This window comes from Stenotrophomonas sp. YJH_SMC_64 (assembly GCF_059371375.1).
Map to the genome: position 1 here is coordinate 98,519 of NZ_JCAFUN010000006.1, position 14,145 is coordinate 112,663.

Below are 14,145 nucleotides of genomic sequence, written 5' to 3' on the forward strand. Positions count from 1 at the left end.
TCCCGATGCCGGTCCCGATGCCGGTCCCGATGCCGGTCCCGATGCCGGTCCCGATGCCGGTCCCGATGCCGGTCCCGATGCCGGTCCCGATGCCGGTCCCGATGCCGGTCCCGATGCCGGTCCCACCGCTGCCACACGCGCTACGCCGCCCGGTCATCTCCCTGCAACGCCGTTGCGGCCCAATACGCCCACGCGGCCCGGCCGTGGGAAGGGACCGGACCAGCCTTCCCACCCTGGGCCCGACCAACTTTCCACGGGTGAGGGTGTCATGCGCAATCGAGTGACGCGGCGGTACTTCCAGCAGCTGTTCGCGCTGTACGCCGGCTTCGTGCAGTCGCGCTGAGGCGTAGACGCAGCGAGGTAGAGTCGACCGTTGGTCGACTATCGCGCGAAGCGCGGGGTTTTCGAGGGCTGTACGAAAGGCAGTCGACCAACAGTCGACTCTACCCAGTCGCCGCAATACCCAGCCGCCGCAATACCCAGTTGATCGCCCAGTCAGCGCCGCTTGCCGCGGCGCGCTGGTGCCGGCGGCGGTGCATCCGAACGCGGCTTGGCGTACTGCGTCCACAGCGCCGGCAGTGCCTTGCCGGTGTGCTTCTGCCACAGCGCCGGCGTATAGCGGCCGTCGCGCAGGGCCTTGTCCAGCGCCAGCACCAGGCCGGGATACTCGGCCTCGGCCCATTTCAGGAACGCACCGGTCACCCGGTAGCCGCTGTCGAAATTCTGCCCCTTCTCGACCTTGCCCGGCAGTACCCAGCCTGCGGCGGCATTGTCCATGCCGTAGCGGTCGCGTGCGTAGTCGGCGATGCCTTCCACCAGCCAGCCCGGCACCCGTGCATCGCCGTAACCTGGATAGCCCTGCACGATGTGCATCGCCTCATGGGTGACCAGGTCGATGTCGTTCGGGTGCTGCGCCAACCAGCCTGGGTTGATGGTGATCGTCGCTGCCTGGTCCTTGTCGCCGACGAAGGCGATGCCGGTGTAGGCCGGATCGATCACGATGCGCACCATCGCCGGCGCGGCCGGGTGGAAGTCCGCGCGTTCGCGCAGGTAGGCGAAGAAGAACGTATCGATCACCCGCTTGCGCTGCGGCGCGGCCAGGGCGCCACGGGCGTCCTGGTAGTTCAGCGTCACGCCGTCGCGGGTCAGCTGCGTATCGAACGCCTGGGTCTGGCCGAAACTTGAGAAGGACAGGGCAACAAGGGCCAGAGGCAGAAGACGGTAGCGCATGCCGCTCATTGTACGGTGCCGGCCGCCAGCAGTTCGATCTCCGCCAGTGGCAGCCGTGCCGGTGCCGCCAGGCGCAGGCGGTATTCGCTGTAGCGGCCGGGTCTGGCGATGCGGAACGGACGGGTCTGGCGGGCGGATTCGAAGTCTTCGCCGCTGCGCTGGTCGAGCACGGTCCAGCTGCCGCCGCCGTTGCGCGCCTCCAGCGTCCACTCACCGCCCTGGATGCGGCCGTCGCCGCTGGTGAGCGTGTACATCGTCGGCGTGCCGTCGCTCAGTCCGGTCAGCGCGATGGTTGCGCCGCCGCCCAGGCCCACGGTGGTACTCGCATCGTCATCGACCAGTGCGGGCAGGGCGCGGCCATCGGCCAGCGTCGCCTTCGCGCCGCTGCCGAGCAGGTCGTGCAGCAGCTGCGGGCGCTGGCCGCGCGCGGTCAACGAGCGCGGCACATCGTCCACGCCGCTGCCCCAGCGCGACGGACGGGGTCCCATCACGAAGTCGAGGGTCGCGCCCTTGGCGATCAGGTCGTGTGGCACCCAGGTCTTCGTCCACGGCTTGCCGTTGATCTTCAGCGACTGCACGTAGACGTTCTCGCGCGAGTTGTTGGCCGCGTTCACGGTCAGCACCGCGCCACCCTGCAGCTCCACGCGTGCATGCTCGAAGGCCGGCGAGCCGATCACGTACTCCGGGGCGCCCATGCGCAGCGGGTACAGGCCCAGCGAGGCCAACACGTACCATGCCGAGGTTTCGCCGTTGTCCTCATCGCCCGGATAGCCCTGGCCGATCTCGCTGCCGACGTACAGCCGCGACAGGATCTCGCGCACGTGCTGCTGGGTCTTCCACGGCTGCCCGGCATACAGGTACATCCACGGGATGTGGTGCGCCGGCTGGTTGCTGTGCGCGTACATGCCCATGCGCACGTCGCGCGCTTCGGTCATCTCGTGGATGGTACCGCCGTAGGAGCCGGCCAGTGCCGGGTCTGCGGTTTCCGGCGTGGCGAAGAAGGTATCCAGCTTCGCCGCCAGCTTGTCGCGGCCACCGTACAGCGCGGCCAGGCCTTCGCCGTCATGGGCGGCAGTGAAGGCGAAGGTCCAGCCGTTGGATTCGGTGTAATCGTGGCCCCACACGCGCGGGTCGTAGTCCTTGGCGTCCACGCGCCAGCGGCCATCGGCCCTGCGGCCCTGGAAGAAGCCGGTGGCAGGGTCGAACATCGTCGCGTAGCTGGCAGCGCGGTGGCGGAAGTAGTCGGCTTCGGTGCTGTAGCGCTCGCGTGCGGCGGGTGCGGTCGCGCGCTTGGCCAGCGCATCGGCCATGTTGGCGATGCCGAAGTCATTGAGTGCGCCTTCCATCGTCCACGACATGCCCTCATGCACGTCGGCGCTGGCGTAGCCCCGGAAGGTCGAACGGTCCATGCCCTTGCGGCCGACATGGCGGTCGGGTGGTACCACGGTCGCGTTCTTCAGCGCGGCGGCGTAGGCCTCGCCCGGATCGAAGCCGCCGACGCCTTTCAGCCACGCATCGGCGAAGGCCACGTCCGAGCTGGTGCCGACCATCAGGTCCGCGTAGCCCGGCGACGACCAGCGTGCGATCCAGCCGCCAGCGCGGTACTGCTCGATGAAACCCTGCACCATCTGCCCGGCATCGTCGGGCGTGAACAGCGCGTAGGCCGGCCACGTGGTGCGGAAGGTGTCCCAGAAGCCATTGTTGACGAACACCTTGCCATCGCGCACGGCGGCAAAGGTGCGGGTCGCGCTGCCCTCGGTGTTGTCATCGCTGGCGCTGGCCTGGTTGGCGTAGCGCCACTCCGGTGCGGCGGCGCTGCCCACGTTTTCATGGCCGGAATTCGGGTACAGGAACAGCCGGTACAGGCTGGAATACAGCGTGGTCTTCTGGTCGTCGCTGGCATCGCCGATGTCGAAGCGGGCCAGGCGTGCGTCCCATGCATCCTGCGCACGGCCGGCCACGCTCTCCAGCGTATCGGTGGCGGCGATTTCCAGGGCCAGGTTGTGTCGTGCCTGCTCCACCGAGATCAGCGAAGTGGCGATGCGCATGGTCACCCGCCGGTCGCTCCCGGCATCGAACTTGATGTAGCCGGTCGGTCGGCCGGTGTCGAGGCGACCGCTGCTGCGCCAGGGCTTGTCGAAGCGGGCCACCACGTACATGCGGCTGGCGCCGTTGGACAGGCCGCTGCGCGTGTCGGTGTAGCCGGACAGCGTCTGCGTGGCGGCGTCCAGAGTCAGGCCGCCGCGGGCATCGACGTTGTCGAACAGCAGGTTGGCGTCGCCGTCCTCCGGGAAGTCAAAGCGGAACAGCGCGGCATGGTCGGTCGGCGCGATCGATGCCGCGACGCCGTTGTCGAAGCGCACGTCGTAGCGGTAAGGGCGGGCGCTTTCATGGCTGCGGTCGAACGACAGGGCACGCTTGCGGCGGTCAGCCTCCGGCACGCCACGACTGGCCGAGGGCATCACCTGGAAGGTCTGGCGGTCGCCCATCCACGGGCTGGGTTGATGGCTCAGCGCAAGCGCCTGCAGCTGCGGACGGTTCTGCGCGTCGTTCTGCTCGTTCCAGCGGTACAGCCAGTTCAGCGCACCGGCATCGGTGACCGGGGTCCAGAAGTTGAACCCGTGCGGCACAGCCGTGGCCGGGAAATTGTTGCCACGCGAGAAGGTGCCGTTGGCCTGCGTACCGCGGGTGGTCAGCACCCAGTCGGAGACGCGCGCTGGCTGCTGCCGTGGCACGGTGTCCAGGCGAACGTCATCAATCCAGCCGGAGACTGGTGCGCCGTCGGCACTGGCCACCTCCAGTTCGATCGCCACCACGCGGCGGCCCTTCAGCGCGGGCACATCGCCCAGCCGCACCGCCTTGCGCGCCCATTGCTGCGGGTACAGCGTCTTCGAGTCGCCCTGCGCGCGTGCGCCGATCGCTACGCCGTGCTGGTCGCGTGCAGTGCCGGCCGAAACCCGACTGCCATCGTCCAGCAGCAGGTCCAGTGACACATAGGTCGAAGCCACGGTGTCCTTGCCGACGATCTCCGGCAGCACCAACCACGACAGGGTGGTATCCGCCTCGATGGTCACGTCCGCCTTGAACAGTTCGCGCCGCGCATTGCCACCTTCACTGCTGTAGCGCAGTGCGTGCAGGCCGCTGTAGCCGACATTGCGCTTGGCGGCGTAGGGCGCCGCGGGGCCATTGCCGATCGTGACCTGCAACGCGCCTGCGGCCGGTTCCGGAGCCGGCTGGCCCGGCTCGAACGAGCTCTGCAGTCCCTGTGCCAGCACCGGCATCGCGGTAGTCGCACAGGCCAGGGCCAGGGCGAGCGGAAGCAGGGCGCGGCGTGGATCGGACAGGGTCATGCAGGGGTCTCCCGGAAGGGCTGGCGGCGGGCAGAACCCGCATCGGCGGACACCACGGACAGCACCGCTCCGCCCGCCGGGATGGCAGTGGAAGAGGCGATGCCGGTCCGGTGGGGGCGGGCCATGCGATCGGGTCGGATTGGGGCAGGCCGGTTCACGACCTGGCCCGATCCTGCAACAGCCGTGGCAACCTGACAAGTGCCATTTAGTTCGATCCAAATGCGGTAAATATCGTTGTCGGTGGTTTCCCGGGGTGAATCTGCAGGATCGGTCGGGAATTCCCACCGGCACCTCATCCCGAAGTGGCATGCAAGGTCGCAGGGAATCGGCCCGGTACGCGCAAACACCCGTTGCGGCGCAATGTCGGGGCGGCCTGGATGCTAGAATCACAGGCCTCGCAACCCGTTCATCGACATCCGCCATGAGCCATACCGCCACTGCGCCCGCCAACGCCGAGAAGCGCTACACCGTGCACCGCAGCGATCTGCCGCTGAGCTGCCCGACCCCGGAAATGGCGCTGTGGAACTCGCATCCGCGCGTGTACCTGCCGATCGAAGACGAGCCCAATGGCGAAGCGCAGTGCCCGTACTGCGGTTCCGTGTTCGTGCTGGCCGACTAAGCGGCCGCCCCTTCGATGCGCCGATTGACCGTGGTGCAGTTGCTGCCGGCGCTGCACTCCGGCGGCGTCGAGCGCTCGACCCTGGAAATCGCTGCGGCCCTGGTCGCCGCCGGCCATCGCGCGCTGGTGGTTTCCGCCGGTGGCCGCCTGGTGCAGCCGCTGCTCGACAGCGGTGCCGAGCACCTCAGCCTGGACATCGGCCGCAAGTCGCTGCTGACCCTGCGCCACTTGCCGACCCTGCGCCGCTTGTTTGCCGAGGTTGGTGCGGACATCGTGCATGCCCGCTCGCGGCTGCCGGCCTGGCTGGGCCTGTACGCAATCCGTGCCCTGCCTGCCGCGCAACGCCCGCACTGGGTGACCACCGTGCATGGGCTGAATTCGCCCAGCCGCTACAGCGCGGTGATGACCAGCGGCGAACGCGTGATCTGCGTGTCCAACACCGTGCGCGATTACGTGCAGCGGCACTACCCGACCGTGCCCGAACAGGCATTGCAGGTGATTCCGCGTGGCGTCGATGTGGCCCAGTTCCCGCGCGTGGCGCGTGCCGATCGCCGTCCGCGGATGGCGCTTGCGGCAGAGTACCCATGGCTGGCGCAGGTTGAAGGCCCCTTGCTGCTGTTGCCGGGGCGTGGCACCCGCCTGAAGGGCCACGCACACGCATTGCAGCTGCTGGCGGATGTGCGCGCCGCCGGCGTGCCGGCACAGTTGTGGATGCTGGGCACCGATGAACCCGGCCGTGAAGCCTACGTGGCGGACCTGCGCCGGCAGGCGGCCGCGCTCGGCGTGGCCGAGGCCGTGCACATCAGCACGCCGACCGCACGCATCGCCCAGGCCTACGCGGCCAGCGACCTGGTACTGCAGCTGTCGGATAAGCCCGAAGCGTTCGGCCGCACCGTGGTCGAGGCGCTGTCGGTGGGCCGGCCGGTGCTGGGTTGGGACCATGGCGGCGTCGGTGAGCTGCTTCGGCAGCTGCAACCCGCAGGTGCCGTGCCGCTCGGCGATGCGCGGGCATTGGGTGAACGTGCGCTGGCCCTGCTGGCCCAGCCCCCGTCCTTGCCGACCCGCATCCCGTTTACCCTGCAGGCCATGCAGCGCGATACCCTCCGCCTCTATGCCGACCTCGCCGGCTGACCCCGCCGTCATCGTGCGCGACGACCGCGCCGGGCGCTGGGCGCCCTGGTGGGTGCTGGCGTACGTGGCGATGTGGCCGTTGCCAGGCATCGCCGAAACCGTGTTGGGCCTGGGCGCGCTGTACGCGGCGGCGCGCATGGTGACGCGACGCCTGCAGCGCCGCCCGCATCTGTTGAGCACGGCGGCCTGGGCACTGACTTCGATCCTGTTCCTTGGTTACTGGCTGCCGCAGGCATTCTCCGCATTCGATGCGATCGATCCGGCGGCCTCGTGGACCAAGGCTGCTGCGGGCCTGCGCTATCTACCCTTCATGTGGCTGGTGGCGATCGCAGTGGCTACGCCGGAGCGGCGGCGGCTGACCTTCGCGGGGCTGGCACTGATCACCGGCGCATGGACGCTGGATGCGCTGGTGCAGGCGGTGGCCGGCACCAGCCCATGGTTCTGGTCGCTGGAACACCTGAAGCTGGCGGTCAGTGGCCACGCACTGTGCCCGGCCGACGAGGCCGCACTGGCAGATCGCCTCAGTGGCGCACTGGGACCGTGCAACCTGAAGTTCGGCCAGGTGCTGGCCAGCCTGTCGCCGTTCCTGCTGCTGCCCGCCGCGCGGCGCTTTGGCAATACGGGCTGGCTGCTGGCTGCGGCAGCGCTGGGCAGCGTGCTGCTGTTGGCCGGTTCGCGCGCCTCGTGGATCACCTTCGCGCTGGTGCTGGCCTACAGCGGCGTGCGCCAGTTCGGCTGGAAACGGCTGGCCGCGCTGGCGCTGGTGGCGGTGCTCGGCGCCGGTGCGCTGACCGCCAGCGTGCCGCAGCTGCGCGAGCGCTTCGCGCGTACGGCCATGGCCCTGGATGGGGGCGAGCGTGGTGTCGACGAGGCCCTGTCAGGGCGCGCGCGGATCTGGGAAGCCGCCGCCTGCATGATTGAAGAGCACCCGATCAATGGCGTGGGTGCACGTGGTTTCCGCGATGCCTATCCCGCTTGCGTGGCGGAGGAAGGGCCGGCCGTGTGGGGCAATGCCCCGGCGCTTCATGCCCATCAGATCGTGCTGGAAATCCTCGCAGAGACTGGAGTGATTGGTCTGTTGCTGTGGCTGGCGGCGGTGGCCCAGGCCTGGCGCGCATGGCGCTACGCGCCGGCAATGGCCCGCGAACGCGCGCGTCCGGCGATGCTGGCGCTGGCGGTGACCGTGTTCCCGCTGAACACCCATCTGGCGTTCTATTCGGCCTTCTGGGGTGGCCTGACCGTATTGCTGGCCGCGCTGTTCGCCGGCAGCCTGCTGGCGCGCGACGCGGACGACACGCCGACGGCGGTGTGATCGTCCATCCAGCCTGGCGTGGCTCTACTGCGCGTACCGAACGGAGATTGCTGTGGTGGATCCACGCCATGCGTGGATGGAGCTTTCCCGACGCAAACACAGGTAACCCACCACTACCTGTGTTTCCATGCGTATCGCACGCTTGAGGCATGGCCAGCCCAGGACTCCGCTACGGTCGATATTCCCGATCCGGCAACGTGTACTCATTGACCACGGCAACCCTTGGCCGTGAACCGTTGTTCGCGGATGCGGCGAACATGGCGATCCTGATCGACACCCTGCGCTTCGTCGAGCGTAGGGGCTTCAGCCACAGTCTCGCCTGGGTGGTGATGCCCGACCATCTGCACTGGCTGATGGAACTGCGCAGTGGCAGCGCGGCTATCACGACCATGCAGTGCGGACCGACGAATCACTTCACGAGAAGGCGATGTACATCCTGGCCAATCCGGTCCGTGCGGGCTTGGCGTGCGTGGTGGGGGAGTACCCGTACGCCTGGTGCCGCTGGCCGTTGTGAATCCCGGCACGGAATCGAAAAGCATCCACGCATGGCGTGGATCTACTTGTAGAAATCGCTCCGCCCGCCTGGCTGGCGCTTGAAGCGGCGGTGGATCCACAGGTACTGGTCGGGTGCCTCGCGCACCATCTCTTCGATGGCCTGGTTGACCCGCGTGGTATCGGCTTCCACGTCGTCGCTGGGGAAATTCTCCAGTGGCGCGCCGATCTTCAGGAAGTACGTCCCGCCTTCGCGGCGATGGAAATACGGGATCACCGCACAGCCGGTCATCCGCGCCAGCTGGTGGGTGGCGGTGATGGTCGAAGCGGTGTGGCCGAAGAACGGCACGAACACGGTGTCCTTGCCGCGCATGTCCTGGTCGGGCGCGTACCAGAGGAAGCCGCCCTTCTTCAGGTGGCGCACGGTGGCGCGGATGTCCTCATTGGCGAACATGGCCTTGGCGTAGCGCAGGCGGCCGAACTTCACCGCCCACTCGTACACCGGGTTCTTGTGCTTGCGGTACATGCCTGAAAGATCAACGTAGTCGCACAGCAGGCGCCCGCACATTTCCAGGGTCATGAAATGGCCGGACACCAGCAGCACGCCACGACCTTCCGCCTGCATCTGCCGCAGATGTTCCAGTCCTTCGATCTGCACCTGCGGGCGGATGCTGTCGATGCTGCCCCACCAGGCGCGGATGCACTCGAACACGCCCACACCCAGGGCATCGAAGCTGTCGCGCACCAGGCGCTGGCGCCAGGCCTCGTCCTTCTCGGGGAAGCACAGCTGCAGGTTGACCTCGGCGGCGCGGCGACGGCTGCCCAGCAGGCGCCAGGTGATCCAGCCGACGCCCCGGCCCAGCGCACGCTGCAGCATCCACGGCAGGCGGGCGATGGCGAAGGCGCCCAGCATGGCGGCGAACATCGGCCAGTTGCGGGGATCGCGCAGCGACGGGCGGACGGCGGTGGTGGCATCGGACATTGGCCCATTCTACCAAGGCGGCCGCGTGTCTTTCCCGGGGGGCTCCCGTATCCTTGCCGCATGCGTAAAGACCCTGTCGAATGGATCCTGCGCGGCCTGTATTCGGTCGTGCTCTACATCCTGCTGCCGATCACCGTGTACCACCTGGTCTGGCGCGGCTTCCGGGTCCGTGAATACTTCCGGCGCTGGGATGAGCGCTATGCCTCCTATCCCCAGCCCACCGGCCAACCGCGGGTCTGGCTGCACGCGGTCTCGGTGGGCGAAGTCAATGCCGCTGCGCCGCTGGTGAACGCGCTGCGCAAGGAGCGCCCGGACATCCGCTGGGTCATCACCACCATCACCCCGACCGGCTCCGAGCGCGTGCGTGCGCTGTGGGGCGACGCCCTGGACCACGTCTACCTGCCGTATGACGTGCCCGGCAGCGTCAACCGCTTCCTCGGCCACTTCCAGCCCAGCCTGGCGCTGATCCTGGAAACCGAACTGTGGCCGAACATGCTGTTCGGCTGCCGTGACCGTGGCATTCCGGTCTACATCCTCAACGCGCGCCTCTCGGCACGTTCGCTGCGGGGCTACCGGCTGCTGGCGGCGTTGATCCGCCGCGCGCTCCGCACGGTCACCTGCGTGGCCGCGCAGTCGCAGGACGATGCCGAGCGTTTCGTGCAGCTGGGTGCCGCGCCGGAGCAGGTGCAGGCGCTGGGCAACCTGAAGTTCGACATCACTACGCCGGACGTGCAGGGCTTCGTCGAGCAGTTCCATGCCCGCGTGCCGGCCCGGCGGCCGGTGTGGATCGCCGCCAGTACCCATGATGGTGAAGAACAGGCGGTGATCGATCTGCATCGGCGCCTGCGCCGGCAGCACCCCGACCTGTTGCTGCTGTGGGCGCCCCGGCATCCCGAGCGCTTCCCGAAGGTGGAGGCGCTGGCGCGGGAGCAGGGCTGGAACGTGGCAACCCGGCGCGCGAAGCAGTGGCCGGAGGTTGGAACCGATGTGTTCGTCATCGATACCCTGGGCGAGCTGATGCCGTTCTATGCCTGCGCGCAGGTGGCGTTTGTCGGTGGAAGCCTGCAGCCGATCGGTGGCCACAACCTGCTGGAGCCGGCGGCGATGGGCACCGCTGCGGTGACGGGCCCGCACCTGCACAACTTCTCGGAAATTTCCCGCCGCATGCGCGAGGCGGGCGCGCTGTTGATCGGCGAAGACGTGCAGGCGGTCGGCGAACTGCTGCAGCACCTGCTCGAAGATCCGCAGGCACGCGAGGACATGGCGCGGGCAGGCTGCACGCTGATCAGCAACGGACGCGGTGCCCTGCAGCGTACGCTGGCGCTGGTCGGACCGCATCTGCCGCCACCTTGCCGCTGAGTCCGAAGGGCCGGCGCACGCGACGTGACTGTCGTGAAAGACCGCGTCAATTCTGCTTAGCGACCTGGAATCTGTCGTAGCGGGACCGTGAGCTTCCTTGCCAACGTGCCTGCCGTCACATCGTGATGCGCATGGCGCGTATTCCGATACCGCCTCCCGGCACAGGCTGTCAGTCTGCTGTCGACCGCGCTTGGGCGGATATCCAGGGAACTTGCGATGGACAGCGACAGCAGCCCCGGCATCGATGAGCCCGGGTACGGCGATCGCCTTGTGGTGGTGGCACTGACCTTGCTGCTGGGAGGCGGCGTGGTCGCGCTGGTCGGCCAGCACACCGCAGCCCAGGCAGGCCCGGCCATCGTCCTGAGCCTGCTGCTGGCCGCGCTGGGCACAGGGCCGCTGCTGTACTGCCTGCACGTTCTGAACCAGCAAAGGCCCGCTGCCGATGGCCTGCATGGCGTGGTGCGGGACTGCTGGGGAGGCGTGCCGGCCGTTCTGCTCGGTGGCGCGCTGCTGCTGGAACTGGTGGTGACTGCCGCTGGCGTTGCGCAGTCCGTCGCCAACCATCTGCATGTACTGCTGGCTGGTTGTGGAATCGAGGCCAGCAACGGGATGCCGGGTCAACTGATGGCTGCTGCCAGCCTGCTGTTGCTTGCAGTGGTCGGATTGCTGCGGCCACACCGTGTGGTGCTGGTTGCCTGCGTGCTGCTGACGGTGAAGGTCGGCGCCGGCCTGCTGTTGCTGGTGCTGGCAGCCCGCCATGTGCACTACGCGTACTGGATTCCATGGCTGCCGCCAGCAACGGCACCCTATCGCTTCGGGATCGGCGGTGTACTGGCGGCGAGCGTGCCGCTGTACGGTGTGTTCGCCACCGTTGGCCTGGCGCTGGGATTTCCTGGCATCGGCAGGCAGGCGGGGGCACGGCCGCCGCTGCTGCCGGCGTGCGTGCTGCTGGCCATGGTGCTGCTGATCGTACTGGCCGCGTTGCAGGCGGGCCTGGTCGAATTTCCGGCTCTGGCCAGCACGCGGCCTTTGTCGGTCGCCCTGCAGCATCACCCGCAGTTGTACTGGGTGATGCCCTTGCTGCCGCTGGCGGGAGTGGCAGGGTTGGTGGCGCTCATCCTGGTACTGCTGATGTTGGCTGCGCGGGTGGCGATGCAGCTGTGGCCGACGGCAGGTGACCGATCCCTGGAGTTCCGGGAGAGACTGGTGCCGGTTGCCGTCGTCCTGTCGGCGGCATTGCTGGCGTTGTGGGCGCCCATGGGCAGCCTGCCGGTACTGCCTGGTCCGGCAACCCTGTTGGTGATGGGGGCCGTGTGCGTGGCCGTGCTGCGCGGACGGGCACCGCGATCACGCGCCCTGCCGGTGCTGGCTCCCGTCGCCATCGCACTGTGTCTGCTGGCCGCAGTCGAACGGATGCGGGTCTGGCCCGGCTGACGGTCGGTGGGTGCATGCTTCCGTCCGCGCGACCAACAAAAAAGCCACCCTCGCGGGTGGCTTCTTCGTGACCGGCAGGCTGACGACTCAGTGCGTGGTGGTTGCCGGGTTGCCCGCGTCCTGGGTCAGCAGGCGGTTGACGTCCTGCAGCTCGGCCACGTCCAGCGCACCCAGCGACTGGCTCAGCAGCAGGCGGTTCTGCAGGAAGGTGTAACGGGCCTGGGCGTAGTCCAGCTGCGCCGAGAACAGGATGCGCTGGTTCTGGATCACGTCCAGCACGGTACGGGTACCGACTTCCAGGCCGACCTGCGAGGCGTCATAGGCGCTCTGTGCCGAGACCACCGCCAGGCGGCGGGCTTCCACTTCGCTGATGCCCTGTACCAGGGTCTGGTAGGCATTGCGGGTGTTGCGGTCCAGGGCACGCTTCTGCTGCTCGTAGCCGTCCTGGGCAATGTCACGCTGGGCCAGCGCCTGGCGCACGCCGGACTGGGTAGCGCCGCCGGCGAAGATCGGCACGTTCAGGGTCAGGCCGATGCTGTTGGTGCGGGCATCGGGGGACAGCGAGCCGGAGCCGGTGCTGTCGCCCCAGGTTGCGGTCTTGCCCCAGCTGCCGCCCAGCGACAGGGTCGGGTAGTGGCCACCACGCGCGGCCTGCACGCCGGCTTCGGCGGCGCTCACCTTCAGTTCCTGCGCCTTCAGCGCCGGATTCTGGGTGGTGGCCTGGTGCACCAGCTCATCGATGTTGCCACGGTTGGCCGGCACTTCCGGACGGAAGTCGGCCGGCAGGCCGCGCAGGTTGACCACCGGCTGGCCGGTCAGTTCGGTCAGGGCCTGGTAGTTATCGGCCAGGGTGTTCTGCGCAACGATGGTGTTGGCACGCGCCTGGTCGTACTGGGCGCGTGCTTCGTGCACGTCGGTGATCGGCGCCAGGCCCACTTCCAGGCGCTTGTCGGCGAAGTCGAACTGCTTCTTCGCAGCCGCTTCATTGGTCTGTGCGGCGTTCAGCGATTCGATCGCCACCAGCACGTTGAAGTAGGCCGCCGAGGTGCGCACGATCAGGCTGTCGTTGGCAGATTCGAGGGTGAAGTCCGCCGCCTTGCTCAGCTCACGCTGCGAACGCAGGTTGTTGATCTGGGTCCAGTTGAACAGCGTCTGGCTGCCATCGATCGTGTAATTGCGGCGCTTGTTGGTGAACGAGCCGGAGTTGATGTCGGCGTTCGGCTCGCTGCGCGTGCGGTTCAGCGTGGCCTGGCCGTTGATCTGCGGCAGCAGGGCGGCGCGCGCCTGCACGGCGCCTTCCTTGTCGACCAGCCGGGTCGATTCGGCGGCGGACAGCTGCGGATCGCCGTTGCGCGCCATTTCGTAGACCTGCAGCAGGTCGGCGGCATGGGCAGACAACGGCAGCAGGGCAGTGGCCAGCGCAACAGCGAGGGATCGGCGGATCATTGCGGCTTCCTTGGACTCAGAGGTGGAACTGGGGTGCCGGGGCGGCACCGCGCAGGTAATCGATATCGGTCTCGAACAGGGACTCGGTGCTGCCGTCGGCCTTGACCAGCAGGGCCTCCATCGCCGGCGAGCGGCCGTGGATCACGAACAGGCGACCACCCGGACGCAGCCACGAGGCGAACTGTGACGGCACCACGTCGACCGCACCAGTGACACAGATCACGTCAAAGCGGCGTTCGGTCTGCCAGGACAGGGCGTCAGCCACTTCCACGCGGACGTTGGTGCCCAGGCCGGAGGCGTCCAGGCGGGCACGCGCGGCGGTGGCCAGCTCCGGGTCGATCTCCAGGCTCAGCACGTCGCGCGCGAGCGCGCCGATGCAGGCGGACAGGAAGCCGCTGCCGGTGCCGATTTCCAGCACTTCGTCACCCGGCTGCAGATCCAGTGCCTGCAGGGTACGGCCCTCGATGACCGGCTTCATCATCTTCTGGCCGTGGCCGATCGGCAGTTCGACATCGGCGTAGGCCAGCGCGCGGTGTGCATCGGCGACAAAAGCCTCGCGCGGCAGGCGGGCCAGGACGTCGAGCACCTTGATGTCCAGCACGTCCCAGGGACGGATCTGCTGTTCCACCATCAGTTCGCGGGCGTGGGCGTAATCAATCGTCATGAGGTTCAAATCCAGCGCAGTGGGCCGGCCATTTTACCGGTGCCGGAGGCCGGCGGCGCGCCCAGAGCATCAGCTGCCGGGTGGCCGGGGTCGCAGTGCCGGAAGTCATCGCGACCTCCGGTTCGT

10 protein-coding genes and 1 pseudogene are annotated in these 14,145 nt (G+C 68.1%); 6 read left to right on the forward strand and 5 right to left on the reverse strand.

Features of this window, described 5'->3' with window-relative positions; genetic code table 11:
• Positions 1 to 495: 495 nt before the first annotated feature.
• Both AC5P9L_RS07895 and AC5P9L_RS07900 read right to left on the reverse strand, forming a co-directional pair.
• On the reverse strand, positions 496 to 1,239 hold the full coding sequence (locus AC5P9L_RS07895; RefSeq protein ID WP_005410969.1) for a basic secretory protein-like protein: 744 nt from the start codon (positions 1,237 to 1,239) through the stop codon (positions 496 to 498).
• Positions 1,236 to 4,580, reverse strand: a complete 3,345-nt coding sequence (locus AC5P9L_RS07900) for a GH92 family glycosyl hydrolase (RefSeq protein ID WP_227415421.1) — start codon at positions 4,578 to 4,580, stop codon at positions 1,236 to 1,238. Before AC5P9L_RS07900 ends, AC5P9L_RS07895 begins: the two co-directional genes overlap by 4 nt.
• 421 nt (positions 4,581 to 5,001) lie before the next feature.
• Here AC5P9L_RS07900 and AC5P9L_RS07905 point away from each other — a divergent pair, with 421 nt between their 5' ends.
• From AC5P9L_RS07905 to AC5P9L_RS07920, 4 genes and pseudogenes are all read left to right on the forward strand, one after another.
• On the forward strand, positions 5,002 to 5,199 hold the full coding sequence (locus tag AC5P9L_RS07905; RefSeq protein WP_005410967.1) for a zinc-finger domain-containing protein: 198 nt from the start codon (positions 5,002 to 5,004) through the stop codon (positions 5,197 to 5,199).
• Between the two features lie 15 nt (positions 5,200 to 5,214).
• Entirely contained in the window at positions 5,215 to 6,330 is a 1,116-nt protein-coding gene (locus tag AC5P9L_RS07910) for a glycosyltransferase (protein WP_005414418.1), read from the forward strand.
• Entirely contained in the window at positions 6,311 to 7,642 is a 1,332-nt protein-coding gene (locus tag AC5P9L_RS07915; RefSeq protein ID WP_049396209.1) for an O-antigen ligase family protein, read from the forward strand. Before AC5P9L_RS07910 ends, AC5P9L_RS07915 begins: the two co-directional genes overlap by 20 nt.
• Positions 7,643 to 7,791: 149 nt before the next feature.
• Positions 7,792 to 8,156, forward strand: a pseudogene (locus AC5P9L_RS07920) (transposase).
• Positions 8,157 to 8,198: 42 nt separating this feature from the next.
• On the opposite strand, the gene AC5P9L_RS07925 reads toward AC5P9L_RS07920, so the two are convergent.
• Positions 8,199 to 9,116: an LpxL/LpxP family Kdo(2)-lipid IV(A) lauroyl/palmitoleoyl acyltransferase gene (locus AC5P9L_RS07925; protein WP_043034051.1), complete on the reverse strand. Its 918-nt coding sequence runs from the start codon at positions 9,114 to 9,116 to the stop codon at positions 8,199 to 8,201.
• Positions 9,117 to 9,176: 60 nt separating this feature from the next.
• Here AC5P9L_RS07925 and waaA point away from each other — a divergent pair, with 60 nt between their 5' ends.
• Together waaA and AC5P9L_RS07935 are read left to right on the forward strand one after the other, a co-directional pair.
• On the forward strand, positions 9,177 to 10,475 hold the full coding sequence (gene waaA, locus AC5P9L_RS07930) for a lipid IV(A) 3-deoxy-D-manno-octulosonic acid transferase (RefSeq protein WP_005414416.1): 1,299 nt from the start codon (positions 9,177 to 9,179) through the stop codon (positions 10,473 to 10,475).
• 216 nt (positions 10,476 to 10,691) lie between these two features.
• Complete coding sequence (locus AC5P9L_RS07935; RefSeq protein WP_227415420.1) at positions 10,692 to 11,909, forward strand: amino acid transporter; 1,218 nt, start codon at positions 10,692 to 10,694, stop codon at positions 11,907 to 11,909.
• Positions 11,910 to 11,996: 87 nt separating this feature from the next.
• On the opposite strand, the gene AC5P9L_RS07940 is transcribed toward AC5P9L_RS07935, so the two are convergent.
• Both AC5P9L_RS07940 and AC5P9L_RS07945 read right to left on the reverse strand, forming a co-directional pair.
• Positions 11,997 to 13,355, reverse strand: a complete 1,359-nt coding sequence (locus AC5P9L_RS07940; RefSeq protein WP_005410961.1) for a TolC family outer membrane protein — start codon at positions 13,353 to 13,355, stop codon at positions 11,997 to 11,999.
• Between the two features lie 16 nt (positions 13,356 to 13,371).
• A complete protein-coding gene (locus AC5P9L_RS07945) occupies positions 13,372 to 14,019 on the reverse strand; it encodes a protein-L-isoaspartate O-methyltransferase family protein (RefSeq protein ID WP_005410960.1) in 648 nt (215 codons plus the stop codon).
• Between the last annotated feature and the right edge of the window lie 126 nt (positions 14,020 to 14,145).

What these genes read in the sequence shown, in the direction of transcription:
- AC5P9L_RS07895 (WP_005410969.1), bottom strand. Translation starts at nt 1,239, where the DNA reads ATGAGCGGCATGCGCTACCGTCTTCTGCCTCTGGCCCTTGTTGCCCTG.
- AC5P9L_RS07900 (WP_227415421.1), bottom strand. Translation starts at nt 4,580, where the DNA reads ATGACCCTGTCCGATCCACGCCGCGCCCTGCTTCCGCTCGCCCTGGCC.
- AC5P9L_RS07905 (WP_005410967.1), top strand. Translation starts at nt 5,002, where the DNA reads ATGAGCCATACCGCCACTGCGCCCGCCAACGCCGAGAAGCGCTACACC.
- AC5P9L_RS07910 (WP_005414418.1), top strand. Translation starts at nt 5,215, where the DNA reads ATGCGCCGATTGACCGTGGTGCAGTTGCTGCCGGCGCTGCACTCCGGC.
- AC5P9L_RS07915 (WP_049396209.1), top strand. Translation starts at nt 6,311, where the DNA reads ATGCCGACCTCGCCGGCTGACCCCGCCGTCATCGTGCGCGACGACCGC.
- AC5P9L_RS07925 (WP_043034051.1), bottom strand. Translation starts at nt 9,116, where the DNA reads ATGTCCGATGCCACCACCGCCGTCCGCCCGTCGCTGCGCGATCCCCGC.
- waaA (WP_005414416.1), top strand. Translation starts at nt 9,177, where the DNA reads ATGCGTAAAGACCCTGTCGAATGGATCCTGCGCGGCCTGTATTCGGTC.
- AC5P9L_RS07935 (WP_227415420.1), top strand. Translation starts at nt 10,692, where the DNA reads ATGGACAGCGACAGCAGCCCCGGCATCGATGAGCCCGGGTACGGCGAT.
- AC5P9L_RS07940 (WP_005410961.1), bottom strand. Translation starts at nt 13,355, where the DNA reads ATGATCCGCCGATCCCTCGCTGTTGCGCTGGCCACTGCCCTGCTGCCG.
- AC5P9L_RS07945 (WP_005410960.1), bottom strand. Translation starts at nt 14,019, where the DNA reads ATGACGATTGATTACGCCCACGCCCGCGAACTGATGGTGGAACAGCAG.